Annotated in this window: 29 protein-coding genes; 5 read left to right on the plus strand and 24 right to left on the minus strand. The window is 60.5% G+C overall.

The genetic code is table 11. From position 1 onward, the window contains the following. Positions 1–83: 83 nt before the first annotated feature. Together ACP148_RS17235 and ACP148_RS17240 are read right to left on the minus strand one after the other, a co-directional pair. Entirely contained in the window at positions 84–854 is a 771-nt protein-coding gene (locus ACP148_RS17235) for a hypothetical protein (RefSeq protein ID WP_421953001.1), read from the minus strand. Between the two features lie 44 nt (positions 855–898). Beyond that, entirely contained in the window at positions 899–2,269 is a 1,371-nt protein-coding gene (locus ACP148_RS17240) for a hypothetical protein (protein WP_421953000.1), read from the minus strand. Positions 2,270–2,460: 191 nt separating this feature from the next. Here ACP148_RS17240 and ACP148_RS17245 point away from each other — a divergent pair, with 191 nt between their 5' ends. Continuing rightward, positions 2,461–3,237: an MBL fold metallo-hydrolase gene (locus ACP148_RS17245; RefSeq protein ID WP_421952999.1), complete on the plus strand. Its 777-nt coding sequence runs from the start codon at positions 2,461–2,463 to the stop codon at positions 3,235–3,237. Positions 3,238–3,256: 19 nt separating this feature from the next. Here the strand turns inward: ACP148_RS17245 and ACP148_RS17250 are convergent, their stop codons facing one another. From ACP148_RS17250 to ACP148_RS17275, 6 genes are all read right to left on the minus strand, one after another. After that, positions 3,257–3,562, minus strand: coding sequence for an ATP-dependent Clp protease adaptor ClpS (locus tag ACP148_RS17250; RefSeq protein ID WP_421952998.1), 306 nt, complete (start codon positions 3,560–3,562; stop codon positions 3,257–3,259). A 92-nt stretch (positions 3,563–3,654) separates the two neighbouring features. Beyond that, the gene (gene typA / locus ACP148_RS17255) at positions 3,655–5,481 is read right to left on the minus strand and encodes a translational GTPase TypA (protein ID WP_425033626.1); all 1,827 of its coding nucleotides are present in this window, start codon (positions 5,479–5,481) and stop codon (positions 3,655–3,657) included. Between the two features lie 192 nt (positions 5,482–5,673). Next, positions 5,674–6,060 carry a VOC family protein gene (locus tag ACP148_RS17260; RefSeq protein ID WP_421952809.1) on the minus strand — a complete coding sequence of 129 codons (387 nt, stop codon included), beginning with the start codon at positions 6,058–6,060 and terminating at the stop codon, positions 5,674–5,676. 46 nt (positions 6,061–6,106) lie between these two features. After that, positions 6,107–6,712 (minus strand): RNA polymerase sigma factor, encoded by a 606-nt coding sequence (locus ACP148_RS17265; protein WP_421952808.1) that lies wholly within the window; start codon positions 6,710–6,712, stop codon positions 6,107–6,109. Positions 6,713–6,741: 29 nt separating this feature from the next. After that, positions 6,742–8,862: an EAL domain-containing protein gene (locus ACP148_RS17270; RefSeq protein ID WP_421952807.1), complete on the minus strand. Its 2,121-nt coding sequence runs from the start codon at positions 8,860–8,862 to the stop codon at positions 6,742–6,744. Positions 8,863–9,005: 143 nt separating this feature from the next. Further along, positions 9,006–10,235 (minus strand): argininosuccinate synthase, encoded by a 1,230-nt coding sequence (locus tag ACP148_RS17275; RefSeq protein ID WP_421952806.1) that lies wholly within the window; start codon positions 10,233–10,235, stop codon positions 9,006–9,008. A 154-nt stretch (positions 10,236–10,389) separates the two neighbouring features. Between ACP148_RS17275 and ACP148_RS17280 the strand changes: the two genes are divergently transcribed. The 3 genes from ACP148_RS17280 (at position 10,390) to ACP148_RS17290 (ending at position 12,168) form a co-directional block, all read left to right on the plus strand. After that, positions 10,390–11,037 (plus strand): LysE family translocator, encoded by a 648-nt coding sequence (locus ACP148_RS17280; protein ID WP_421952805.1) that lies wholly within the window; start codon positions 10,390–10,392, stop codon positions 11,035–11,037. 7 nt (positions 11,038–11,044) lie between these two features. Next, on the plus strand, positions 11,045–11,896 hold the full coding sequence (locus tag ACP148_RS17285; protein ID WP_421952804.1) for a 23S rRNA (adenine(2030)-N(6))-methyltransferase RlmJ: 852 nt from the start codon (positions 11,045–11,047) through the stop codon (positions 11,894–11,896). A 74-nt stretch (positions 11,897–11,970) separates the two neighbouring features. Continuing rightward, on the plus strand, positions 11,971–12,168 hold the full coding sequence (locus ACP148_RS17290; RefSeq protein WP_421952803.1) for a YqaE/Pmp3 family membrane protein: 198 nt from the start codon (positions 11,971–11,973) through the stop codon (positions 12,166–12,168). A 115-nt stretch (positions 12,169–12,283) separates the two neighbouring features. Here ACP148_RS17290 and ACP148_RS17295 read toward each other — a convergent pair whose 3' ends face one another. From ACP148_RS17295 to thpR, 5 genes are all read right to left on the minus strand, one after another. After that, positions 12,284–12,706 carry a GNAT family N-acetyltransferase gene (locus ACP148_RS17295; protein ID WP_421952802.1) on the minus strand — a complete coding sequence of 141 codons (423 nt, stop codon included), beginning with the start codon at positions 12,704–12,706 and terminating at the stop codon, positions 12,284–12,286. A gap of 8 nt (positions 12,707–12,714) precedes the next feature. Continuing rightward, on the minus strand, positions 12,715–13,914 hold the full coding sequence (rlmN, locus tag ACP148_RS17300; protein ID WP_421952801.1) for a 23S rRNA (adenine(2503)-C(2))-methyltransferase RlmN: 1,200 nt from the start codon (positions 13,912–13,914) through the stop codon (positions 12,715–12,717). Between the two features lie 131 nt (positions 13,915–14,045). Then, entirely contained in the window at positions 14,046–14,558 is a 513-nt protein-coding gene (locus ACP148_RS17305) for an invasion associated locus B family protein (protein ID WP_421952800.1), read from the minus strand. A gap of 96 nt (positions 14,559–14,654) precedes the next feature. Further along, positions 14,655–15,182, minus strand: coding sequence for an invasion associated locus B family protein (locus tag ACP148_RS17310; RefSeq protein WP_421952799.1), 528 nt, complete (start codon positions 15,180–15,182; stop codon positions 14,655–14,657). Between the two features lie 212 nt (positions 15,183–15,394). Further along, complete coding sequence (gene thpR / locus ACP148_RS17315) at positions 15,395–15,934, minus strand: RNA 2',3'-cyclic phosphodiesterase (RefSeq protein ID WP_421952798.1); 540 nt, start codon at positions 15,932–15,934, stop codon at positions 15,395–15,397. A 247-nt stretch (positions 15,935–16,181) separates the two neighbouring features. On the opposite strand from thpR, the gene ACP148_RS17320 reads away from it, so the two are divergent. Then, positions 16,182–16,952, plus strand: coding sequence for a Bax inhibitor-1/YccA family protein (locus ACP148_RS17320; protein ID WP_421952797.1), 771 nt, complete (start codon positions 16,182–16,184; stop codon positions 16,950–16,952). Between the two features lie 112 nt (positions 16,953–17,064). Here ACP148_RS17320 and ACP148_RS17325 read toward each other — a convergent pair. The 11 genes from ACP148_RS17325 to ACP148_RS17375 all read right to left on the minus strand — a co-directional run bounded on the left by ACP148_RS17325 (position 17,065) and on the right by ACP148_RS17375 (position 25,716). Then, positions 17,065–18,013 (minus strand): IS630 family transposase gene (locus ACP148_RS17325; RefSeq protein ID WP_421952796.1). Its coding sequence is split into 2 segments (ribosomal slippage): positions 17,065–17,676 and positions 17,678–18,013, totalling 948 coding nucleotides; the frame shifts between segments, so codons are not numbered across the junction. 257 nt (positions 18,014–18,270) lie between these two features. Continuing rightward, a complete protein-coding gene (locus ACP148_RS17330; RefSeq protein WP_421952795.1) occupies positions 18,271–18,642 on the minus strand; it encodes a DUF2794 domain-containing protein in 372 nt (123 codons plus the stop codon). Between the two features lie 333 nt (positions 18,643–18,975). Continuing rightward, the gene (locus ACP148_RS17335) at positions 18,976–19,710 is read right to left on the minus strand and encodes a DUF1223 domain-containing protein (protein WP_421952794.1); all 735 of its coding nucleotides are present in this window, start codon (positions 19,708–19,710) and stop codon (positions 18,976–18,978) included. Between the two features lie 38 nt (positions 19,711–19,748). After that, positions 19,749–21,194 carry a protein adenylyltransferase SelO family protein gene (locus tag ACP148_RS17340; RefSeq protein WP_421952793.1) on the minus strand — a complete coding sequence of 482 codons (1,446 nt, stop codon included), beginning with the start codon at positions 21,192–21,194 and terminating at the stop codon, positions 19,749–19,751. A 129-nt stretch (positions 21,195–21,323) separates the two neighbouring features. After that, positions 21,324–22,115 carry an anti-sigma factor family protein gene (locus ACP148_RS17345; RefSeq protein ID WP_421952792.1) on the minus strand — a complete coding sequence of 264 codons (792 nt, stop codon included), beginning with the start codon at positions 22,113–22,115 and terminating at the stop codon, positions 21,324–21,326. Positions 22,116–22,127: 12 nt separating this feature from the next. Further along, positions 22,128–22,619, minus strand: a complete 492-nt coding sequence (locus ACP148_RS17350; protein WP_421952791.1) for an RNA polymerase sigma factor — start codon at positions 22,617–22,619, stop codon at positions 22,128–22,130. A gap of 49 nt (positions 22,620–22,668) precedes the next feature. Continuing rightward, positions 22,669–23,055 (minus strand): hypothetical protein, encoded by a 387-nt coding sequence (locus ACP148_RS17355; RefSeq protein WP_421952790.1) that lies wholly within the window; start codon positions 23,053–23,055, stop codon positions 22,669–22,671. Between the two features lie 153 nt (positions 23,056–23,208). Further along, positions 23,209–23,775: a 50S ribosomal protein L19 gene (gene rplS / locus ACP148_RS17360; protein ID WP_421952789.1), complete on the minus strand. Its 567-nt coding sequence runs from the start codon at positions 23,773–23,775 to the stop codon at positions 23,209–23,211. A 113-nt stretch (positions 23,776–23,888) separates the two neighbouring features. Then, a complete protein-coding gene (trmD, locus tag ACP148_RS17365) occupies positions 23,889–24,587 on the minus strand; it encodes a tRNA (guanosine(37)-N1)-methyltransferase TrmD (RefSeq protein ID WP_421952788.1) in 699 nt (232 codons plus the stop codon). Further along, entirely contained in the window at positions 24,584–25,144 is a 561-nt protein-coding gene (gene rimM, locus ACP148_RS17370; RefSeq protein WP_421952787.1) for a ribosome maturation factor RimM, read from the minus strand. Before rimM ends, trmD begins: the two co-directional genes overlap by 4 nt. Continuing rightward, positions 25,132–25,716 (minus strand): NYN domain-containing protein, encoded by a 585-nt coding sequence (locus ACP148_RS17375; protein ID WP_421952786.1) that lies wholly within the window; start codon positions 25,714–25,716, stop codon positions 25,132–25,134. The genes rimM and ACP148_RS17375 overlap by 13 nt, the downstream gene beginning before the upstream one ends. Between the last annotated feature and the right edge of the window lie 38 nt (positions 25,717–25,754).

The following is a 25,754-nucleotide window of genomic DNA, read 5'->3' on the forward strand; positions in this document are numbered from 1 at the left end:
ATGGAAACGGTTTTGCGGTTCGGACACGCGAGGAAACAAAGGTTTAGAGCCGAGGATTTGGTTCAATCAAATCCTGAACGGCCCTAGAACGCGGTCGAATCCGACATGGCCGCGAGCTGGGTCTGCTCCATTTCATCAACTGTGAGGAAGTAGAGCCGGTCTGGAGGGGTTTCCATTGCGTTGATCCAGACAAGCGGATCGATGCCCATTTCCTCAAGGTAGCGCGCGATGCGGGCCGAGACCGTCTGGGCATCGGACATGGCCTGCGCCGATCCGATTTCGTCGCCGCCCGCGCCGGCATAGATCTGGTGTACGCCGACCGCAGCACTATCGGACACGATCCGCCGCACACCGCCCGCCAGCACCAGCGGGCAGGACGAACCGCACAAGGCGCCATCGCCAACCGCCGTATGAAAACCGCTTTCCCGGATCAGCCGTCCAATGACGAGCGCATCTTCCACAGATCCGCCGGGCGAATTGAGCGCCACGGTTTCAACGTAACCGCCCCGCCTCTCGATCTCGTCGGCAAAGCTGGTAGCGGCACCCGGAACGATGGTGCCCGAAAGCATCAGCACGCCGCCGCTGACCAGTTCGATCGTCAGCGGTTCGGCAAGCTGTTGGGGAGGCGTCGTGATATGCTCGAGCGGCCGATACGCGGGATTGTCCGGATCGATTTCGGGCCGCTCAACGGCCGGCAGCAGCGGATCGCCGGGGCTCACCGCAAAATCGCCGGGCTGCGCCGTATTGAGGTCGAAATAATCGCTGGCCAGAACCCACGCCGCCCCGGCCAGCATGGTAAAAAACACTGTCTTGAGGATCACGCCGTCCTCGATGCCGGCCATCCTATCGACCAACCCTCGCCCCGCGCCCTTCCGTGGCGCCGGGGTGCCAAGCGTGCTCATGGCCGGGTCGGCCCGTCGCCCCGCTTGCGCTGGAACGCGGGAATGGTGGTGACCGTGTCGTCCTTGGCCTCATCGCCGTCTGATGGGTTGCTCGTTTCGCCCCGCTCCGCCGCATCGGGCGGAACGATCGGCTCGTCGGTGGGCGCGACTTCGGGTTCAGGCCGCTCGGACGGCGCGGCGCTGGCCATCATCTGATTGTGCAGCGCCACAGCCCGCATCATGTCGGCGGCGGTCAGCGTTTCGGCATCGTCGAGGGCCTCGGCATCGCGCCGCATGGCCTCATGGGCCACTGCCAACAGCAGCACCAGAACGACTGGCAAAAGATCGATCGATATGGCCCCCGCCCAGGAGGGCAGGAAATCTGACGCATAGCGCAACACCGCTTCGGCGCTCGAGAGCGGCACGAAGCGGCGCGGCTCGACGCGTGGCTCATTGATGATCGCCTGCGCCGCTTCGCTCAGTGCCGTGGACTGGGCCGATACCGCCTCGCGGATATTGGCCATTGCCGCATCCTGGCGCACCACGAGACCGGCGCTTTGCCCATCGGCCACCGGGGCGATGAACCCGAGCGAAAGATCTTCCGCGGCCCGCGCCACCGACGGCGCCACCGAAGTTTCCTGCAAGGCGGCGATCACCCCGGTCAGGGCGACGATCTCGGCCGCGAACTCATCGGCGCGCGGCTGTACGGCGCCGGGCGCCGATACCAGCTCGCGCATGGCGCTCAGGCGTTCCGAGCCGGTCTGGAACAGCTCGTTAACCCGTGCCTGCGAGTCCGAAATCGAGGTGCCCAGCGAAGTCATCTGCGCGCTCATCTGGCTCAAGAGCTGCACGACCGAGCCCGAGCCCGCTGAACCGGTCAGCGCGCCACCGCTGCGCTCCTCGTCGGCCAGTGTCGCAAAACGCTCCGACGCCCGCTGCACATCGGGCAGAAGCGATTGCGCGCCAAGTGCATTGGCGTGGGCGGCATCGAGATCGCCGGTATAGTCCTCCAGCGTTACCGCCATATGCTGCTCAAGCGCCGCCGAGCCGGCAAGGGCGGCGGCGTTCAGCCAGGAACTCATCGCAACGATCATCACCGAGCCAAGCGCCATGACCACGGTCATCGCGAGCCGTTGGGTCATGGTGCGCATGAGCGGCAAAAACCGCATCATATAGCTCCAGAACACATAGATGCCGACCGACACGGCGACCGAATAAATGATTGCGGCGAAGAACACGAAATTGGCGTCGCCATCCAGAAGGCCCCGTACCCCAAGATAGGTATAGACACCGCTGGCCAGCGCGAGCACCGCAAGTGCAAAGCGCGTGGTGGTTTCAAGACCCTTGATCGTCTGCCCGATGCGGGCGGCGTTGTTCTGGCTCGGCATCGAAAAATCCCCTGGGCCCGCAGCCCGCGTCACGCATGTTAAAGCGAGATTAACAGGCAAATACCGGCGAAATCGAGATCAGTTTTGGCCATCTGGGACGCTCGCGCCATTGTGAATACGTGCGGGCGATCGTTTGCTTTGCTGCCACGTTTAGGAAGGTTGAGCAATTTTGCCGCCCGGAGGACGCGACCATGCCCATCACCCGCCGCCAGACTTTAGGCCTGGGACTATCCACCCTCACCGCGCTCGGTATCACCACCATCCTGCCCCGCACGGCCTTCAGCCAGCAGCCCGAAGGCGATCTCTATCCATCCGATGCTGGCGATTTTTTCATCCATCCGATTTCCCACGCTTCGCTGGTCATCCAAACCCCCTCGGGTGTGATCTATGTCGATCCGGTGGGTGGAGCAGAGCTTTATTCCTACCTGCCGCCCCCCGACCTGATCCTCATCACCCACGAGCATGGCGATCATTTCGACCTGCCAACGCTCGAGGCCCTGGTGGCCGATGGCACCGAGATCATCGCCAACCCCGCAGTCTACGCCATGTTGCCCGAAGCGCTGGCCTCGAGCGCCCGCGAAATGGCCAATGGCGACAGCGACGGTTTCGCCGATATCGAAATCGAAGCGATCCCGGCCTACAACACAACCGAGGACCGGCTGCAATACCATCCACAGGGGCGCGACAACGGCTATGTCCTCACCATAGGCGGCAAGCGCGTCTATATCGCGGGAGATACCGAGGACATTCCCGAAATGCGGGCGCTCGAAGACATTTCGGTCGCCTTCGTACCCATGAATTTGCCCTTCACGATGACCGAAGAGCAGGCCGCCTCGGGCGTGGCGGCGTTCATGCCCACCTATGTCTATCCCTATCACTACGGCGAGAGCGACATCGATCTGTTCGAGCAATTGCTGATGGATGAGGCGGGCGGCGGCACTGAAGTGGTGCGCGGGGCGTGGTACTGATGAACCCTGTGACCGAGCCCTATTCCTCGGGTTCGGTCGTGACCATGAGCGGAAAGCCGAACTGCTGGGAAAGTTCGATGGCCTCATCGGCTTTGGTCTCGGCGATTTCCTTTGTGTAGACCGCAATGACCGCGGCGCCCTTCTGGTGCGCAGTCATCATTATCGATTCCGCCTGCGGCTCACCGAGCCGGAAAACCGACTGGAGAACCTTCACCACGAACTCGCGCGGCGTGTAATCATCATTGATGAGGATGACCTTGTGCAGCTTGGGCCGTGCGGTCTTGAGCTTTGTCTGTGTGCGTTGCTTGGTCGAAGTATCGCTCATGACGGCACCTCTTGAAAACATGGGCGGAGCGGGCCCCTTAATATAGGCCCGCTCCGCGTCAATTCCAAATCAACTTGGAGCGCCCACCGTGCTCAGCTGGCCGCAGCTTCCGCTGCCGCGGCACGCGAGGCGCGCTTGCGATCATGCGGGTCGAGATGGATTTTGCGCAGGCGCACCGAATTGGGTGTGACCTCGACATATTCATCGTCGGCGATATAGCTGAGCGCCTGTTCGAGGCTGAGCTTTTTCGGCGGCGTCAACCGGATCGCCTCGTCCTTGGACGTGGTGCGGATATTGGTGAGCTGCTTGCCCTTGAGGACGTTCACTTCGAGATCGTTTTCGCGATTGTGCTCGCCAATGATCATGCCCTCGTAAACGTCGACGCCCGGATCGATCAGCATCGGTCCGCGATCTTCCAGGTTAAACAGCGCATAGGCTACGGCCTGCCCGGTGGCGTTGGAAATCAGAACGCCGGTGCGGCGCATGGGCAGCGGGCCCTTGAACGCCGAATATTCGTGGAACACGCGGTTAAAGATCGCGGTACCGCGCGTATCGGAGAGCAATTCGCCCTGATAGCCGATCAGGCCACGGGTGGGAACGTAAAGGCGCACGCGGGTGCGTCCGGCGCCCGAAGGCCGCATTTCGACAAGATCGCCACGCCGCTCGGTAAGCTTTTGCACGACCACTGACGAATATTCGTCATCGACATCGATGATGACTTCTTCGATCGGCTCGAGCTTTTGTCCGTTTTCTTCACGGAACAGCACCTTGGGCCGGCCAAGGCACAATTCGAACCCTTCGCGGCGCATGGTTTCGATAAGGACGCCGAGCTGGAGTTCGCCACGGCCGGCAACGTCAAAACTGTCATTGTCATCGCCCGGCGTAACCCGGATGGCCACATTGCCCTCGGCCTCGCGCAGCAGACGCTCGCGGATGACGCGCGACTGGACCTTGTCGCCCTCGCGGCCGGCGAGCGGGCCGTCATTGATCCTGAACGTGACCGAAAGGGTCGGCGGATCGATGGGTTTGGCTTCGAGCGCCTCGGTGACCTGGGGCACCGCAATGGTGTTGGCGACGGTCGCCGTTTCAAGCCCGGCCAGGGCGACAATATCGCCCGCCTTGCCCTCTTCGATCGGCTCGCGCTCAAGGCCACGGAAACCGAGCACCTTTGAAATACGGCCCTTTTCGACGGTCTTGCCGTCGCGCGAGAGCGCATGGACGGAATCACCGGGCTTGACCGAGCCGGAAAACACCCGTCCGGTCAGGATACGGCCCAGGAACGGGTTGCGCTCGATGGTGGTCACCAGCATGCGGAACGGACCGTCCTCGACCTTGGGCTCCTCGAAATGTTCGATGACCTTGTCGAGCAGCGGCCCCATGGTGTCCTTGGAACCCGAGGGATCGTCCGCCATCCAGCCCTGCTTGGCCGAGCCGTAAAGAACCGGGAAATCGAGCTGTTCAGGGGTAGCGTCCAGCGATACGAAAAGATCGAAGATCTCGTCGAGCACCTCGTTGTGCCGTTCCTCAGGCTTGTCGATCTTGTTGATCGCAACGATGGGCCGCAGGCCGATCTTGAGCGCCTTGGAGAGCACGAACTTGGTCTGCGGCATCGGGCCTTCGGCGGCGTCCACAAGGATCACCGCGCCGTCGACCATCGACAGGATGCGCTCGACCTCGCCCCCGAAATCGGCGTGGCCCGGCGTATCGACGATGTTGATGCGATGATCTTTCCAGTTGAGCGAGGTGACCTTCGCCAGAATGGTGATGCCGCGCTCTTTTTCCAGATCGTTGGAATCCATGACGCGTTCATCGACGCGCTGGTTGTCACGGAAGGTGCCGGACTGCCGCAGCAGGACGTCGATCAACGTCGTTTTGCCATGGTCAACGTGGGCAATGATCGCAATATTGCGCAAGCTCATAAGGGGGCCAGCCATTTTCGGGATTTACCGGAGTGTTTCCAGCCAAAGTGGCGCCCACTTTTGCGGTTCGGAAACGCGACGAAGTAAATAATGTGGCTGCCCATACCTCACGACGCCCCGTCAAACAAGAAAAAACGGCGCAGGGCTGGCATGCGCGAAGGCGAAACAGCCCGCCTTCGCGCCCTGGCGGGGCTATTTCAGCGTTCGCGGGAGGTCTTCGGACTGCCAGAGTCCCAGGCCAAAGCCATCCGGGTCCAGAAAATCGGCGCTCCAGCCGCCCGGCGCCTCCGAAACCGGGGTAACGATGGTCACGCCCTTTTCGGCCAGCGCCGCGACCACGTCGTCGATGCCGCCCTCCCTTAGGTCGAAGACCAGGGCGGGCGTATCGCCGCGCTTGCCCTCCTGCTCGAAAAAGATCGCCTCAAAGCCACCCTCGAAATGGGCGGCCAGCCAGAACGGCTCTGCGCCTTCGCGGCGCTGGATATCGATCCCCAGCACATCGCGGTAGAACGCTTCGGTGCGTTTGATATCGGAAACATAGAACACAAGGCTGGGGGCCTGAAGTTTGGGCATTGTCATGAAACACTCCTCGAAAAAGGGTTTGGAACACCCCTCGTTGCCGCGCTCAGTCCTTTTGTGAGGCGGGCCGCGACGATCGAACGACAAAAACATGCCCGTCCGGATCGTGGCTGGCAAAAGTGCCGCCGTGGCGCTGCAACGCGGGGAGCAGGCTGTCTCTTAATGTGCCATAGGCGAGCTCGAGATTGAGCCCGATCATTTCAGCGGGCATGGCGACGCCCTTTTTGGCCAGCGCCAGCTTGAGAGCGCGAATGCGCTGGCGCAAGGCGGTATCGGGAAGATCGAGCAGATAGGCGATTTCCGCTCTTGAATGGCCCGACAGCGCCAACGCCGCAACAACCCTCAAGCCCTTGGGCAGGTCAGAAAGGATGGCGCCCAGCGCATCGCCCTGCGGCGTGGAAACGGGCCTGTCCTCGGCCTGCCACCTTGCCTCCCGCTCACGCCGTCGCGCCGCCGAGCGGGCATCGAACGCTGACCGCTTGCGAATGGCGCCGGCCATCCAGCGACGATCCGCAGGGCTCGAAAAATCATTCCGCCCCGCGGCCACCGCCGCGATCAGCACCTCCTGGACAACGTCTTCGGCCTCATCGATCCGCCGGACATGGCGCCGCGCCAGGGCGAGCAGGTCGGCATAGGGGACGGTCCGGCGCATGCCTTTGGCTTTCCATCTGGCCAATGCGCTCAGGCCATCTTCCTGGGCGCGTCGCTTTTTTCCGCTTCGAGCATGGCCAGCATAGTCGCCCCGTCAATCGGCGGCGAGAAGAAATAGCCCTGGACCTGGGTGCAGCCCTCGGCCCGAACAACAGCAAGCTGTTCTGCAGTTTCAACGCCCTCGGCAACCGTGGTCATGCCCAGATTGTTGCCCAGTGAGATCATGGCGCCCAAAATAGCGCGACTATCGGCCTTGGTGGCCACATCGGCCATGAACGATCGGTCGATCTTGATCTTGTCGAACGGAAAGGCCCGCAGGTAGGAAAGCGAGGAATAACCGGTGCCGAAATCGTCCATGGCGACCCGGACCCCCAATCCGCGAACCGCCAACAACAGCTCGAGATTGGCCTGGCTGTTCTCGAGCAGCAGGGATTCGGTGATTTCGAGTTCGAGCCGGCTGGCATCGAGGCGGGCGGTGCCCAGCGCCGTCTTTATTGTGGTGATCAGATCGGGGCTCTTGAACTGGATCGGCGAAAGATTGACGGCAACCCGCACGTGATCGGGCCATTGCGCGGCGGCTTTTGTCGCCGCATCGAGGATCCAGGCCCCAATGGCGTGAATGATCCCGGTCTCTTCGGCTATGGGAATAAACTCGACCGGAGAAATCGGCCCAAGCTGGGGATGGTCCCAGCGCATGAGAGCCTCGGCCGCCACGATGGTGTCGCTCTTGAGTGACACGATGGGCTGGAAAACGACAGACAACCCGTTATTGGCCAAAACGTCGCGCAATCCGGTTTCCAGCGTCCGGCGGCGCTGCAGCGTCGCATCCATGCCCGCTTCGAAAAAGTGATAGGTGCCCCGGCCCTCCGATTTCGCGCGAAGCAAGGCGAGGTCGGCATTGTTCATGATCGCATCGGCGGTCTTGCCGTCGCCCGGCGCAACCGCGATGCCGATCGAGGTCGAGAGCCTTATCGATTTGCGGCCGAAAATAATGGGCTCGCTCAATGCCTTGACGATGGTGCGGGCGAGATCGGCCGCCTCGTGAGCCTCACCGGCATTGGGCATCAAGACGATGAACTCGTCGCCTCCCAGCCGGGCCACGATGCCGCGCGATCCGACGGTTTCGGACAACCGCTCGGCGATCTTGCGCAGCACCTTGTCACCGATCGCGTGGCCCTCGCTGTCGTTGACGGCCTTGAAATGATCGATATTGACGGCAAGTAAAGCCGGCTGCCTGCCCTTTTCGAGACCCTTGAGCGCCGTTTCGAGTTCGTCGCGGAACAGTCCGCGATTGGGCAGATCCGTTAGGGCGTCATGGGTCGCCATGTGCCGCATGCGCGCCTCGGCCGCCAACTGATCGGTAATGTCCTCATGGGTGGTAACCACGCCACCACCGCTCAAGGGCTGGTGGCGCAGCGAAAGGAAGGTCCCATTGGCCATCTTGACCACTTCGCGCACGAACCGGCCGCCGGTCAGGATTTTCTGGCGCTCGGACCGATAGGCATTGCGATCGACCGGGGCGTGCTTGTTGGTCTTGCGCCGATGCTCCAAAATATCGTCGAAATCCGCCCCGGGCCGGGCAAGCTCGGGAGGCAGCCCGTACATGGACACAAATTCGGCATTGCAGGTGACCAGCCGGAAGTCATTGTCGAACATCGACAGGCCCTGGGAAATGTTGTTGATCGCCGCGTCGAGCAGCGCGTATTGACGTTCGAGCTCGCGCTTGCGCTCGCTCATCATGTCCGAGCGGGCGATTTCCTCGGTCACGTCCTCATGGGTCACGACCCAGCCAAGGCCCGGCGCGTAGATATGGGCGGTCTCCAGCGTGCGGTGCCCGGCGGTCAATTCCAGATTGACGGCGCGCAGCCCCGAGCGATTGCCCATCAGCTCGGCGGTATAGGCCTCATAAAAACTCTTTGGATCGGTGTCGGCATGGTTGCCCAAAGCGCTCGATAGCGCGACGACCTCGTAAAGGCTCATGCCGCGCCGGATCGACTTGCGCGGAAAGCCATAGATGTCGAGATAGTGCTGGTTCCACATGACCAGCTCGAAATCCGCGCTCCAGACACAGAACCCGAACGGAATCGTCTGTAATGCCGCATCGAGCAGCAATGCCTCGCCGCTACGCCCGGAAGTCGGCTCATGCACCATTTTTGCCGTTCTTTCCCCAAAGCCCGATTGGGGTGAAAGACTAGCCCCGCCTGCTTAAAGAGGTTTTAAGCGCACGAGAAAATGATAAAGTTTGATCAGACGAGCAGGACCGAAGTTTCAACCGCTTCGGTCCTGCGCGTTTACTACTGACCGCGTCCCAGCCGCAACTTGCGCGCGCCGTAGGTCTTGAGCCGCAGGCCGTTAAGCTTGATAAAGCCTTCGGCGTCGTGGTGATCGTAGGTTCCGGTGCCTTCTTCAAAGGTCACAAGATCTTCCGAATAGAGCGAATAGGGCGAGGACCGGCCAACCACATGAGCCGAGCCCTTGTAGAGCTTGAGCGTCACTTCACCGGCAACGAACTCCTGGCTCTTGTCGATCAGCGCCTGGAGCATCTCGCGCTCGGGCGAATACCACAGCCCGTTATAGATCAGCTCCGCATAGCGGGGCATGATTTCGTCTTTGAGGTGCGCGGCACCGCGATCGAGCGTGATCGACTCGATCCCCCGGTGGGCAGCGAGCAGAATCGTTCCGCCCGGCGTCTCGTAAATGCCGCGGCTCTTCATGCCCACGAACCGGTTTTCGACAAGATCGAGACGTCCGATGCCGTGCTTACCGCCCAGCTCGTTGAGCTTTGTGAGCAGGCTCGCTGGCGAGAGCGTTTCGCCATTGACCGAAACCGCATCGCCCTTTTCGAACCCGATGGTGATGCTTTCGGGCGTATCGGGCGCATCGACGGGATCGACCGTGCGCTGATAGACATAGTCGGGTGCTTCGATGGCCGGATCTTCGAGCACCTTGCCTTCCGAGGAGGTGTGCAACAGGTTGGCGTCGACCGAGAACGGCGCTTCGCCGCGCTTGTCCTTGGGCACCGGAATCTGGTTCTTTTCGGCAAATTCGATGAGCTTGGTGCGGCTCTGGAGATCCCATTCACGCCACGGCGCGATAACCCGGATGCCCGGATTGAGGGCATAGGCGGACAGTTCGAACCGCACCTGATCATTGCCCTTGCCGGTCGCCCCGTGCGCCACCGCGTCGGCGCCCGTCGCTTCTGCGATTTCGACAAGGCGCTTGGCGATCAGCGGGCGGGCAATCGAGGTGCCCAGCAGATAGACGCCTTCATAAAGCGCATTGGCCCGAAACATCGGAAAGACAAAATCGCGAACGAACTCTTCGCGCAGATCCTCGATATAGATTTCCTTGATGCCCATCATTTCCGCGCGCTGGCGGGCCGGTTCGAGTTCTTCGCCCTGGCCCAGATCGGCGGTGAAAGTGACCACCTCGCAATCATAGACCTGCTTGAGCCATTTGAGGATGATGGAGGTATCAAGACCCCCCGAATAGGCGAGGACGACTTTGTTGATGTCTTTGCTCATGGCGTGATCGATAACCGCTTTGATGGCTCGGGATAAGTTGGCGCGACACTAATCAGATCGCGCCCGACCTGTCCATATTGGCGCAAAATTCGGGTTGCGAAGCACGGCGCGCACGCGCATGGTCTGCCCCGTTCTGATTTTGCGGATGCGCGCTATGCTGATCTATGCCCCCGATCTTTCGATCATTCTCGCCTTCGCCCTGGCCGCCATCGTTCTGGCCATAACGCCCGGACCGGATATGGCGCTGTTCATTTCACGCACCGTCAATTTCGGGTCACGGCACGGGTTTGCAACGGTTGCCGGCGCGGTAACGGGCATTGCCGTCCACACCATGCTGGCCGCTTTCGGTATTTCCATTCTGATCGTTACGGCTCCTGCAGCCTTCTGGACTCTGAAAATCGCCGGCGCGGTCTATCTGCTCTGGCTTGCCTTTGCCGCTATCCGCTCGGGCACCGGACTGACAGTGGCGCGGAGCACCGGCAAGGTGCCGAGCCTTAAAAATTCCTATCTGACGGGCCTCGGCATCAATCTGACCAATCCCAAGGTGGCGCTGTTTTTCGTGACCTTCCTGCCCCAGTTCGTTTCGGCTTCGGACCCCCATGCGGCGGCCAAGCTGATCTTTCTCGGCGTCGAGTTCGTTATCCTCTCGCTGCCCATCGTCATCGCCATCGTGTTCGGCGCCCAATGGCTGACCGAAACCCTGATGCGCTCGGAACGGATTCAGAAAGCGCTCAACTGGTCATTCGCCGCCGTCTTTGCCACCTTTGCGGTGACCATCCTGACGGCCGAAGCCAGAAAATAGCCCACCCATGAACTATCGCCATGCCTTTCACGCGGGCAATTTCGCCGATGTGGTCAAACACATCATCCTCACCCGCATTCTTGCCTATCTGATGCGCAAGGACGCGGCGTTTCGGGTCATCGACACCCATGCGGGGGTTGGCCTTTACGATCTTTTAGGTGACGAGGCCGGCCGAACCGGAGAATGGCGCGAGGGGATAGGCCGCCTGATGGCCGCCGATCTGCCCGCCACGGTTGCAGACCTGATAGAGCCCTATCTGGCGGCGGTCAGGGAGCAAAATACCGACGGTCAGCTGCGCTATTATCCCGGCTCGCCCTTTATCGCGCGCCACATGCTGCGCGAGCAGGACCGGCTCATGGCCCTCGAATTGCACCCCGCCGATGCCGAAGCGCTCAGACAAAATTTCGCCGGCGATTTCCAGACGCGGGTAACCGAACTCGATGGCTGGGCCGCCATGGGCACCCATCTGCCACCAAAGGAAAAACGCGGCCTGGTGCTGGTCGATCCGCCCTTTGAGATCAAGGGCGAGTTCGAGCGCATGACCCAGGCGCTGGTCAAGGCTCATGCCCGCTGGCCGGGCGGAACCTATGCCTTCTGGTATCCGATCAAGGATCCTCGCGATGTTCAGTCTTACGTCCAGGCCTTGCGGGCAACGTCAATCGCCAAGGTCTTGCGTCTTGAACTCACGATCCGCGCGCCCTCCACGCCGCCACGCCTGCACGGAACGGGCATGGTCGTGGTCAATCCGCCCTTCGTGCTCGAAGAGGAAATGCGGACGATATTGCCGGCACTGGCCGAATTGCTTGCCGATGAAGGGCGCGGCCGGTTCCATATCGAATGGATACGAGGAGAAAGCTGATTGGTGGGAACGCCTTGAGGTTCCCCGACTTATTCCCATATCCGAAACTGCTTTCAATTTGTGGGACCGCAAATATGACCTTTGGTGATTTCATCCGGATCTTGTTTTCGATCCTCATTCCTCCGCTCGGGGTTTTCCTGCGCGTCGGCCTCGGGCTGCACTTCTGGCTCAACATCCTTCTGACGCTTCTGGGCTACATCCCCGGCCTGATCCACGCCATCTGGATCATTGCCAGCTATCGCACCCGCGACGACATCGCCTTCAGGCGCTAGAGCATTTCAGCGCTTCCTTGAATCGCTTCAATTGCTCTAAGTCTTTGTTTTATCGCGCTTCCGAACCGGATAAGTGGTAGCCACTTATCCTGGAAGCGCGCTAAAGGCGGGGCGTTCAGTCCCCCAGATCGAACTCGTAATAGGCCATGGCCTGCCCCTTGCCGTTGAGCCGCGTGTAAAGGGCCTTGGCGGGAAGGTTGTCGTCCTCGGTACCGACCCAGGCATATCTGACGCCGCGCTGCCGTGCGGCGTTGAACAGCGTTTGCATCAGACGCATGGCGATACCCTGGCGCTGATGGCTCTCGGCCACGCCCACCTCGTTGACGAAGAATTCAAGCGGCTTGTCGGGGTGGAAATAATAAAGGCCCGTGGCCATGCCCACGACCTTGTCTCCGTCGCTTGCCAGCGCGATGAGATAATCGGGATGGGCCAGATAGGCTTTGGCAAGATCGGGGCGGATCGGGTCGTCGAACACCGAAACATCAGCCGACAGCAGAAGATCGAGATCGCTTTCGTCGAGCAATTTGACGGTGATCATGACGCCCCTCAGAGCATGAAGGCCTCGCGGTCCTTCTTTTTAAGCCGCTCGGTTTCCGATTTGAGCTGCCCACAGGCTGCAAAAATATCGCGGCCGCGCGGCGTCCTGACCGGCGAGGCGTAGCCCGCCCGGTTGACGATATCGGCAAATGATTCAATCCGGTCCCAGTCCGAACACACATAGTTCGAGCCCGGCCAGGGGTTGAACGGGATCAGATTGATCTTGGCCGGAATTTTCGCCAGAAGCCGCACCAGTTCGCGCGCATCGGCATCGGAATCGTTGATGCCCTTGAGCATCACATATTCGAAGGTGATGCGCTTGGCGTTGGAAACCCCCGGATAGGTCCGGCAGGCTTCGAGCAGTTCTTCGAGCGGCCATTTCTTGTTGATGGGCACCAGCACGTCGCGCAAATCGTCGCGAACCGCGTGCAGCGAGATTGCCAGCATCACCCCGATTTCCGATCCGGTCGGCTCGATCTGCGGAACGACACCCGAGGTGGAAAGCGTGATCCTGCGCTTCGACAGCGAAAGCCCTTCTCCATCCGATGCGATGAGCAGCGCCTGTTTGACGTTCTCGTAATTGTAGAGCGGCTCGCCCATGCCCATCATCACGATATTGGTGATGGCACGGCTTTCGCCATGCGGCACCAGCCCGTCGGTGGGCCGGACGCCGCCGGGAAAATCCCCGAGGCGCTCCCGTGCCATCATCACCTGGCCCAGAATTTCGCCGGCCGTGAGATTGCGGACCAGCTTCTGGGTGCCGGTATGGCAGAACGAGCATGTGAGCGTGCAGCCCACCTGCGAGGAAACGCAAAGCGTCCCCCGGTCCGATTCCGGGATATAGACCGTTTCGACCTCGACCGGCGGCATGTTGGGATGGGCTGGATCGCGGAAGCGGAACAGCCATTTGCGCGTGCCGTCGATCGACACTTGCTCGGAAACGATTTCCGGGCGCCCGATGGTGAACGCCTGCGCCAGATCGGCGCGCAAGCCCTTGGCGATATTGCTCATGGCGCCGAAATCGGTAGCCCCGTTCACATAGATCCAGTTCCAGAGCTGGCTGGCGCGCATGCGCGCATCGCGGTCCGAGAGCCCGATTTCGCCCAGTTTCGCGCTGATCTCCTTTTTGGCAAGACCCAGCAGGTCGAGCGGTCCGGCCTTTTGCGGACGCGGAACGGATCCATGATCGATGTTGAGCGCCAGACTCATGGGCGATTATTCCAGAAGGACTGTGAGGGTTTCGGGGTATATGGATTTGGGCTGGCCGGTTTCAAGTCGCGGGCAGCGCGTCTCCGTTGCCCAGCCTCTAGCACAATCGGACATTGGGCGCAAAGCCCGGGCTAGCAGGCCCCATCCATTGAGCGCCCCGCGGCGGTGGCTCCGGAAAGGGAAAAACTCTGCCGCACGCTCTGGCCGTCGGCACTTGTCCCGGTGACCGACATGGTAGAACCCGCCCGAATGGCCTGCACGGCATTTCCCGACTGGGCAGGGTCGGCCATCCAGGCAGCATCCCCTTGGGTAAAAAGCTCGAAACTCTGGCTGCCCACGGTCAGCGTCGCCGTGCTTCCGGGCGCAAATTGATATCCGGCAACCAGGTTGATTTCCGAGCGGATGGCCTGAGCCGGGCGATGGGTGATGTAGAAATAGGCTTCCGTAAATCCGGCCGGGATCGGTTCGGTCGCTGTCGGCCGCGACAGAACAAAACAGATCTGGCCCGCACTTTCGGTCGTCGCATAAGCCGACCAGGCATTGTGTTCGCCCAGAATGCGCACCGACTGGCCCAGCGCCGGAGACAGCAATGCCCCCGAAACGATGGCGGCAAGGGTTGCAAGGTTGGCGAAACGAAATGCCATAGGTAAAGGTCCTAAACGGTCTGGGCTGGTTCAAATGCAAAAGGCCGGGCGGGCCCGACCTTTGCCAAATTGGTGGTTTTTGCGCAAGCGGCCACGCTATTGCGGGCACTCTCCGGCCGCCTCGTTCAGGGCGGCGGTGACCCCGCGCAGCGAATAGGTATCGACGGTATTGGTGCCGCGCTGCGAGGTGGCGCGAACCACCATGTTCGACCCCGCCCGCATGGCGCCGACAAATCCCGGCTCATCCTCGATCGAGGCCAGCCAGCCCGATTCGCCCTGGGTCACCATGGGATAGGACCGTCCATCGACCGAAACCGACGCGTTGGCGTTGGTCTCATTGATCGGATAACCCACGATCGTTGCCACCTCATTGCGGTTGGTGGGCCGCATGGTGACGATGAAGTGGATCGCCCCGCGATTGACATTGGTGGGTTCGGTGGTCTGCGGCGTCGAAGAAACGTAACAGATCTTTCCCCCGCCATCGGTATCGGTCCAGGCCGTCCAGAAGTCGAAGGTCCCCAGATTCGTGGCGGCAAAAGCCGCCGGGCTCGCACAAAGCACGACAGCACCGGATACCAACGCGGCTGCCGTGCGGCGGATGTGGCTGCGAAACGATGAATTCATCGCCAAACCCTTCCCCTTAATTCTCTCATACATGCACATGACTGCCGCTCTTTTTGCACCCATTATGGTTACCAAGGAGCAAATACGCGCGGCTTTTCCCGACCGGGACACAAACTAGGGATGAATTTGGCCGGAATTTGGCCCAATCATCCTCACGTCTGCGTGTAGCTTTATGGTGCTGCGCGGCTGAACGCGGGCTGAATGGATCTGGCTCACGCGGCCAACGGGTAGTCCTGCTCGACGATATAGGGCCCACCGCCAACCGAATCCCGGCTCGAGAACACAACGAACTCGTCGACGGAAAACCGCATTGGCGCAAAATGTCCCGCCTGGGCAATATGGCGCGCCAGATCACCGGGGCTGGTGTCGCGCAAGCGGGCCAGCGTGACATGGGGAACGAATTTGCGACCGTCAGGGCTGAGTCCCACACGCTGGAGCAGCCTTTCCTGGCTGGCCTGCAGACGCGCCAGCGGCTCGGACGGTTCGATGGCGGCATAGAGCGCCCGCGGCTTATTGCCGCCGAAAACGCCCAGATGGGAAATGGTGAGCTCGAAGGGCTCGACATCGGCATGCATCTCAAGCGCGTCGTAGACTTCGCCGGCCATTCGATGGTCGATGTCCCCGATATAGCGCAGGGTGACGTGATAGTTTTCCGGATCGATCCAGCGGGCGCCCGCCAGCCCGCCTCGCTTGAGAGAGAGGATGAAAGCAATGTCCTCGGGGACCTGTAAACCGGTAAACAGCCTGGGCATGAGTCAAACCCTCCATGTCCCGGCCGACCGGCCCGATCCGGCGCGGCCGAATCAAACCCTATCACATCCATGCATGTCGGCGATCAAAAACCCGTCAGCCCGCAGGAGCGACCGCTTTGACCGACCGGTTTCGCTTGTAATTTCAAAGCCCCCTCTCCATATTAATCGGCAACTGGCAGAGCCGGGAACGGCATGGGGCCGCTCCGGTTGCCGGATAGCCAATTTTTAACTGAGGATGGAACCGAAAATGGCACAATACGACCGTCAGACCGTCGCCGGGCGCGTAGGCACGGCCGCCGCCATCGACGAAGGTCTGCGCAGCCATATGCTGCGAGTCTACAACTACATGGGCATCGGCCTGGTGGTCACCGGCCTGATCGCCTTCCTGGGCAATCAGATGGCCGTCACCACGGACGCTACCGCCGCCGCCGCCCAGCTTGCCAACGGCACCTATCTGACCCAATGGGGCGTGCTGCTTTATACAAGCCCGCTGATGTGGGTTGTGGCGCTGTCGCCGCTGGCCTTTGTGCTGGTGCTCTCGTTCGGCATCAACAAGCTCTCTTTCGGCGCCGCGCAAGCGACCTTCTGGGGCTTTGCCGCGCTGATGGGCCTGTCCCTGTCATCGATCTTCATGGTCTATACCGACGCCTCGATCGCCAAGGTGTTTTTCATCACCGCCGCAATGTTCGGCTCGATGAGCCTTTACGGCTACACGACAAAGCGCGACCTGACCGGCATGGGCTCGTTCCTGTTTATGGGTCTGATCGGCATCATCATCGCCATGGTGGTCAACATCTTCCTGCAGAGCTCGGCGCTTGAATTCGCCATTTCGGCGATCGGCGTGGTGATCTTTGTTGGCCTGACCGCCTACGACACCCAGAAGATCAAGGAAGCCTACGCCGAAAATATCGGCCAAGAAGGCCTGGGCAAGCTCGCTATCATGGGCGCGCTGACCCTGTATCTCGACTTCATCAACCTGTTCCTGATGCTGCTGCGCCTTTTCGGCAATCGCGAATAGGACGGTTTCTGCGGGTCAGGCCCGCAAGCCGGAACCAATCAATGAAAAAGGCCGCGGATCGATCTCCGCGGCCTTTTTTGTTTTCCCGATGGGGTGTGGGCGCTAGAGCATGTCAGGTTTTTATTGAAGCATATCCTGCGTTCTTGAAGTAGTTTCTGCATTGCTGGGGTTTGATGGTTGAGACGAGGTGTCCGATCAGGCGCCATGTTTCTTCGATCGTGCGTTGTTGCGCTATACGCATCCAATGCTTGATCTTGGTGAAGACCTGCTCGATGGGGTTGAGGTCCGGTGAGTAGGGCGGCAGGAACCATAGGCGCGCGCCCGCGGCGCGAATGGCGTCCCGCACGGCCTTGCTTTTGTGGCTGCCCAGATTGTCGAGAATGACGATGTCACCCGGCTTGAGCGTGGGGATCAGGACCTGCTCGACATAGGCGCGGAACGAGAGCCCGTTGATTGGGCCATCGAACACGCAGGGCGCCGTCAGGCCGTCCATGCGCAATCCGGCCAGGAAGGTCATGGTGCGCCAATGGCCGTGCGGCGCATAGCCCTTGAGCCGCCGCCCTTTTGGACCCCATCCACGCAGGGGCGCCATATTGGTCTTGATCCACGTCTCATCGATGAACACCAACCGCGATGGATCGAGCCAAGCCTGCCAGGACTTCCAGCGCTGCCGCTGACGGGCGACCGCAGCCCGAGCCTGCTCAAGCGCGAACAGGCTTTTTTTTAAAGCTCAGACCCTCGCGCCGGATAAAGCGCCATATGCTATCATGGGATACCTGTACGCCTTGTGCGGCCAAAAGCGCTTGCAGACCCCGCACGGTCAGGTGCGGAGTCTGCTGAAACTGTTCAAGAACAAATTGCCTGTGCGCATTGAGAATGACAGGACGCCGGCCACCCATTCGATCTGGTGTGACCGACCCCGTGGACCTCGAGCGTTGCGACCACTTCACAACCGAAGAAACCGCAACGCCAAAACGGGCGGCGACAGACCGGCAACTTTCCCCGGTGCCAACTGCAGCAACAACACGTTCGCGCAAATCATCGGAATAGGGCTTGATCATGGATGCTGGCCTCCAATCCAGCATCAATGATGAATCACATCCAAGCCGATTTGGGAATCCACAATCGATTCAATCAAGCTCAGACATGCTCTAGAGAATTTCAGCGCTTCTTTGAATCGCTTAAATTGGCTCTAGAGCCGTTCAGGATTTGATTGAATCAAATCCTTGTCTCTAAACCTTTGTTTTGTCGCGTGTCCGAACCGATAAAGTGGTATCCACCTTATCTGGACACGCTCTAAGTCTTTGTTTTGTCGAGCTTAGCGCACCACGTGGAGTTGCGGATCGAGTACGCGCAGGACGCTTGCAAGCTCGTGACCGCGCTTGAGCACCCGCCCGTCGCTGCCCACCACCATGTACTGTCCCTGACGGCGGGCAAGCCTGGGATTTTTCTCGACGACGAAAAGCGGTCGCTCGGAGGTGCGCTGATAGATCGAGAACATGGCCCGTTCGCGCCCGAAATCCAGCGCGTAGTCGCGCCACTCGCCCGCCGCGACCTTGCGTCCATAGACATTGAGGATCAGTGCAAGTTCCTTGCGGTCGAAACTGACTACAGGAACGGGCCGGCTTGTGGAGCGGGAGGGTGAAAAGGGAAAAACATCGCCCTTCCTGCTGTCGAAGCGCTCGCTCAAACCGGGCTACCTCCATGCGAGTGTGACAATCACTTAACGATGATTGCCGCGTTCGTGCGCGCTGGCAAGAGCCAACTGGAAGAACACTCGGCGCAAACTTTCCTCCAATTGACCGGATTTGAGCCACAATCGGACCCTTCTTGCGCCATTTTGCGCGCCTATCGTGAAATCATTGCCTCCAGTAGCCGGCCTCTGGATCCACCGAGCCCCCAAACCATGGATCCAGTTGGCCGGCGCCCTTCTTGGCAAATTGGGGAGGTTTTGCGTCCTCCAAATCAATCCCCTGGCTCCCCGGTCATCAAGTGACGCGGGGAGTTTTCTTTGGCATCAGCCTCAGCGGATAAACACCGAAGCGCCCAGGATACGCCCGGGCAGGGCATCGTCCTTTTCCTGAACGATGACGGCGGCGCCGTCCGAATTGGGGCCCAGAACCTCTTCGAGCGGAATGGTGATCTCTGCGCCCTCTTGCGGGCTCCACATTCCGATGGCCTGGCGGGACGTGACGATATGGGTGTAGGACAAGACCTGTCCCGAGTTTTCACCGCGCTCTATCGTCACCTCGGCCCGTGCCCGATACGGCACCACCCAGACGATGGCCGACGCCAAGGATTCGTCGGGCGGGGCGCTGAAAATCACCGAATCCGGTCCGTTGGCGCGCAGGGAGACCGGCAGCAGCGATATCGCCTGCTCAATGGCCCGTTCCGCTTCGATCGCGTCCGATCCCACCACAGCGCTCTGGCCGTTAATGACCATTTGCGGGGTGTAAATCCGGTTCTTGCCCCAGCTTTGGGCATAACCCTTCTGCAACGCGGTATTGGCCGGTAGTGCGAACGTATCTTCCCAGCCGATATAGTCCCAATAGTCGATATGATAGGCAAGAGCGATAATATCCTCGCGCTCCCCGAGCCGGGCCAGAAGCCGGTCCGCATCGGGACACCGTGAGCAGCCCTGACTGGTAAAAAGTTCGACGACAGTATCGGCGCCACTGCGAATCTCGATGGCGCCTGCCGGCAGAGCGGCAAGACAAAGGGCCAGGGCAAGACGGAAACGGAGCGAAAGGGCGTTCATGGGCGTGTTTTGTACCCGCTCACATCGGCCCCCGCCAGTCAATTGATGGTGAAAGTTTCAACCCCGTGGGCCCGGCCCATATCCTCGATCTCCTCGATTGCCGCGGCGAATGCCGTCCAGTCGTCAGCCTCGGCAATCGGCGCCCAGATGGCCTCGACCTCCTCGATCAGCATGGTTCGCGGCCCGGAACGCTTGAAATAGGGATGGGAAAGATTGGCATCGGGCGCGCTCTCATAGCGCGCCAAGAGGTCGCGAACCCTCAGAAAGGCCTCCCCTCCATAGAGCGCGCCCTGCGGGCCCGCCAGCGCGCGGCGTTCCGAAGCAAGGCCACCGCGCCAGTCGAAAAACACCTGCTCGTAAGCGGGGCGTTCCGCTGCCATGAACGCAAAAAACGCCGACAGCAGTTCGCCATCGGCCGTCGGCCCGCGTGGGACGACGCCCAATCGACCCACAATCACCCCGGCGAGCTGGGACTGAAATTGGGGCCAGAAGCGGTTGAGTTCGGGCTCGAGCTTTTCAACGCTCGAAATCGGAACGAGGCATTCGGCCAGCCGGGTGAGGTTCCAGGCCATCGCATCGGGCTGCCGTCCAAAGGCGTAAAGCCCCGTTTCATCGAAATAGGCCGCCGTGAAAGAAGGGTCATAGGCGGGCAGGAAACGCCATGGACCGTAATCGAAACTCTCGCCGGTGATGTTGGTGTTGTCGGTGTTGAGCACCCCGTGAACAAAACCCGCCCCAATCCACTGCGCCGTGACCCGAGCGACATTTTCGGCCACCGCCCCCATGAAGGCCGGAACCCGCATGTCGGCCGGAATGCCGGAAAGCTCCGGATAGTAGTGGGCAATTGAGTGCTCGACCAGTTCGGTCATCCCGACATAATCCTGGAGGTAGTCGAGGCGCTGGAAACTGCCGACACGGATATGAGAGTGCGAAAGCCGCACAAGGACCGAAGAGCGGGTCGGAGACGGCTCATCGCCGCGATAAAGGGCTTCTCCGGTTTCAATCAGGGAAAAGCTCTTTGAAGTTTCGACACCGAGCGCTTCGAGCATGGTGGTGGCCAGCACCTCCCTCACACCACCCTTGAGCGTCAGCCTTCCATCGCCTCCCCGCGACCATGGCGTCGTTCCCGACCCCTTGGTGCCGAAATCACGCAATGTTCCATCGGCAAGATCATAGCCCTGGGCGAACAGGAACCCTCGCCCATCACCGATATCGGGATTGTAGCTCTGGAACTGATGTCCGTGATAGCGAAGAGCGAGCGGGTTCTCGAAACTCCCCGGGAGTGGTGCGAAACGGCCGAAATGGTCAATCCACCGCGCATCGGTGAGCCCGGCCAGCCCCATGCGGTTTGCCCAGTGCTGGTTGCGGTAGCGCAGCACCGTCTCGGGAAAATCGGCCGGCTTGACCGGATCGAAGAAGGCATCGCCCAGCCTCGCGTGTATCGTGGTACCCGAAAAGCGCATGCCGGCGTCGAAATCACTCATATCAGTCCAACGCCAGCCGCGGGTTGAGGTTCACTCCTCGGCTCTGAACCTTTGTTTCCTCGCGTGTCCGAACCGCAAAACCGTTTCCATCCCCGGTCGGGTCGAGGACATGCTTTTGCTGGACACGCTTTAGATGGTTTCGAAATGCGCGTAAACCTCGCGCGAAATGTCTTCGAGCGAGCCGCGGTCGAGAAAGCCCGAAATCGCGTAGGCCAGGGGGCCATTGATCCAACGGAACGTATTGACCCCCGAATCCGCCGAAAACTGGAATGCGGTGTCGCGCGCGCCTGTGTTCCTGGCCATCAGGATGGTGGCACGGTCGCCCTGGGCGTTTTCATACATCAGCATGGCACCGGGCTTTCCACCGATCGGCAGGAGGCGTCCGCCGACCAACTCGAACCCCAGATCGGCAAGGCTGGGCGCGGTAAAAGGCTTTTCGATACGGTTGCCCAGCCAATTGACCAGATGATCCCGCTCGGAAGCATCCACTTCAACCGGGTGACGCACTTCGCGCACATAGGTTAGGAACACATCGCGCGCCGCCACTTCCAGCCATGCCGATTCAGCGTTCTCCACCTGGTTTGCGGGCATGGCCATCCCCGCACCGCGAGCCAGATAGCCTGCTCCTCCTCCCAACCCGAAAGCGACAAGCAGGGCTGCGGCCATTGCCGGCCAACCGCCAAGACCCGCAGAACGTCTGCGGGCGGGCCGGGGAATCTCGAGCGCCTCGCCATAGGCATAAGCCGCGAGGAGGTCAGACAGCTCCGCATCATTGGCGCGCCAGTTTTCCACCTCTTCGGCCAAATCACCATTGGCTTCCAGATAGGCCCGTACCTGCGCGGCACGTCTCGCGTCCAGCTGCCGATCGACAAAGGCGTGCAGGTCGTCTTCAGATACTCGATTGCCGGCTTCACTCGTCATGGGCGTCAGACATCATCGGTTCGAAAAAGAGGTTATGGATTTGCGGGCGAGAAGCTCGCTCAACTGCCGCCGGGCCCGCGAGAGGCGCGACATCACGGTTCCCACCGGCATATCGAGAATCTGGGCGACTTCGGCGTAGGCGCAACCTTCGATGGCAACGAGCAGCAGGATCGCCCGCGCCTCGGGACTGAGCGTATCGAGCGCGCGCATCAGGGTATTGTGCAGCAAAGGATCGGGCGTCGGCGCCTTGTCGGACAAAGCCAGATCGTTATCGATCGGTTGTAGCAGCGGTTGGCGGGCCCTTGTCCTGAGCCGGTTGCGGTTGAGATTGGTCATGATGGCATAGAGCCAGCTCCTGCCATTCTCGCCGCGCCATTGCCCGCTGTGTTCAACGGCGCGCAACAGCGTTGCCTGGAGGAGGTCTTCAGCCTCTTCCCGATTGCCCGCGAGCCCGTGGGCATAGCGCCGCAGCGCCGGTAAATGGGTCAAAAGCGTTTCACGCATTCGCTGGCCCCGGCGCGGCCATGAACGTGCCGCGCCGGACAGTCTAGCATCAGGGCCGCGCCACGTCCCAATTGCCGCCAACGCCATCGCCCGAGGTCATGCCGGGCCCGGTATCGTTGATCCAGTAATAGAGCGGCAAGCCATCCTTGGCCCAGATCATCGTGCCATCGGTACGCTCGACGATCGAGTAGGGCTCCTCGGCCATCGCCCCTTCCTCGGCAAAAAAGGGCGGCCAGTTGACGGCGCATTGGTCGTAGCAATTGGAGACGCCAGGCTCGTCATTGGCAAAGGTGTAAAGCACCATGCCCTCGGCATCGGCGATCACCTCGCCGATGTCGGTTTGAAGCGTCTGGACGTGGTCGGCAAAGGCAGCGCCGGCCGAAAGAACAAGAGCGGCCGCGCCGGTGGCCAGCGGGGCAAAAAAGCGGAAAGTCATTGCGATGTCTCCCTTGGTGCATGACGGGGCGAACGCGTCCAGCGCCAGCCCTCACACCTGTTAGACACCACCGCCCGCCGATTTATTCCCGCAGCAAACAAAAAAGCCCGGTCATCACGACCGGGCTTTAGCGATATCATCGCGACGATGGGCTTATTCGCCCTTGTTCTCTTCAGCCGGAGCTTCGGCAGCTGCTGCGGCCTCGGCGGCTGCGGCTTCTTGTGCAGCTTTCTTTTCGGCTGCTTCCTGCGCGGCCAGCTCAGCGGCCAAAGCCTCGGCGGCAGCGACCTTTTCGGCTTCGCGCGCGGCGCGGGCCTCGACGGCGGCCTGACGCTCATCGGCTTCGATCTTCTTGGTGCGGGCATTGGTCGATTCAAAGATACGAGCCGACTTGCCGCGACGATCGCGCAGGTAATAGAGCTTGGCGCGCCGGACCTTGCCGCGCTTCAAAATTTCGATGCGGTCGATCATCGGGGAATGGACGGGGAACACGCGTTCCACGCCTTCGCCATACGAGATCTTGCGGACAGTAAAGCTTTCCATCAGCCCACCGCCGGTGCGGGCGATCACAACGCCTTCATAGGCCTGAAGGCGTTCTTTTTCGCCTTCGCGGATCTTGACCCAGACCTTGACGGTATCGCCGTGGGAGAATTCGGGGACGGCGCGTTTTGCAACGAGCGCTTCAAGCTGCTCTTTTTCGAGCTGCTGGATAATGTTCATTTCGTTTTCCGTTCTATCTTTTCAAAGGAGCCTTTTGGGCCCGGTCTTGTTTGGACGGCGGGATGTGCTCATCCCATAGTCGAGCGCGCTATACACGCCATGCGCCCCGGAGTCTAGGGCTTTTGACTGTGGCGCGCCCAGAGGTCGGGGCGTCTGTCTCGGGTCAGGGCTTCCGATTGTTCCCGGCGCCATTTTTCGATCCGGCCATGATCGCCTGAAGTCAGGATTTGAGGAATCTCATGACCTTCGAACACCTGCGGCCGCGTATATTGAGGATATTCGAGAAGTCCGTTCTCAAAACTCTCTTCGGCATGACTTTCGGCCGCGCCTAAAACCCCCGGCAGGAGTCGAACCACGGCTTCGAGCAGCACCATGGCGGCCACTTCGCCGCCGGCCAGCACATAATCGCCGATTGAGATCTCCTCGAGATCGCGGGCGTCGATGACCCGCTGGTCGATGCCTTCGAAACGCCCGCAGACGATCACCGCGCCGGGACCCTCGGCCAGTTCACGCACCCGCTGCTGGGTGAGCGGAGCGCCGCGCGGGCTCATCAGAATTTTCGGGCGCGGATCGTCGGCTGGCGCAATATCATCGAGTGCCGCTGCCAGAATATCGGGACGCAGGACCATGCCAGCGCCACCGCCCGATGGCGTATCATCGACCGTGCGATGTTTGTCGCCGGCATAGTCGCGCAGGAAATGCGTTTCGAGCGACCATGCTCCCTTTTCCATGCCGCGTCCGATAACCGAAGCGCCGAGCGGGCCGGGAAAGAGATCGGGAAAGAGCGTTATGACCGAAGCGCGAAAGCTCATCGGTTTTCGTCCGGCTCGACATCTTCGGGATCGCGCGGCGTATCCTCGAGCCACCCTTCGGGCGGCGTGGCGACAACATAGCCATCGGCGATGAAAAGCTCGGGAACCACGGCCCGGGTGAACGGCAGATAGACCGATTTGCGGGTTTCGGAGAGCTTGACGTCCAACAGATCGTCGGAGCCGAAATTTTCGACGGCCGAAATGGTGCCAAGGACGGCACCATCGGCCAGCCGTACTTCCAGCCCGATCAGATCGGCATGGTAAAATTCATCATCGTCGGGCTCATCGAGCCGATCGCGGCTGACATAGAGGGAAACGCCGTTGAGCTTTTCGGCGTCGTTGCGGTCAGAGACGCCCTTGAGCGTCGCGATGACGACGTTCTTGGCCAGCCGCGCCTTTGCGATCGAGATCGATAGGCCCTGACGGTCGGTTTCGAGCGGATCGTAATCGGCGATGGCGAGGGGGTCTTCGGTAAACGCTGTGATGCGCACCTCCCCCTTGATCCCATGGGCCGCGCCGATGCGGCCCATGAGAATGCCTTTATTCAATTTGGCCACTTAACAGCTCTTCGAATGTCGGAATGCCAAACTAATTCGGATGCCAAACGATGATTGGGCAACTCTACCAAAACCAACTGCAATCCAGATATACGAGCATGTTTCATCGCCGGCACACAGTCGGTATCGCCGCTTACCAATATGATCCTGTCTACTAGCGCTTTCTCAGAAAACGTCGCAATATCGAGACCAATTCGCATGTCGACACCTTTCTGTTCAAATGAAGGTTTAAAGTCTTCATCTGCAAGTCGGCTCGAAGCAATTGGAATTCTGCGCGGAACAAAACCGCGAAATTTCAATACGCCGCGCCTGACCGCAAATAGGTCCCGCGAAGCTAAATCTCTCAACCACCCATCATTGCTCTCGAACAAGCGCTCCTCTCCCGATACCGGCAATTTTACTGTGCCAGAGTATGGTGCGCAGTCGTAATAGAGGACCCGCATTAAACTTTCATCCTCTGACACGCACTCTCGGGCGAAGCGTTCAATAAAATCTGGATCGTAGGCATGGCCATCCCGCCTTGCTAAAACCCGCAGGTGCCCGCCATCGATTAAAATCACAGCTTTGCGCATAATCCCCCCAAGTGAAAAGGCCCCAGACAATGTCTGGA

It is taken from the genome of Pelagibacterium sp., from assembly GCF_965249125.1.
GTDB lineage: Bacteria > Pseudomonadota > Alphaproteobacteria > Rhizobiales > Devosiaceae > Pelagibacterium.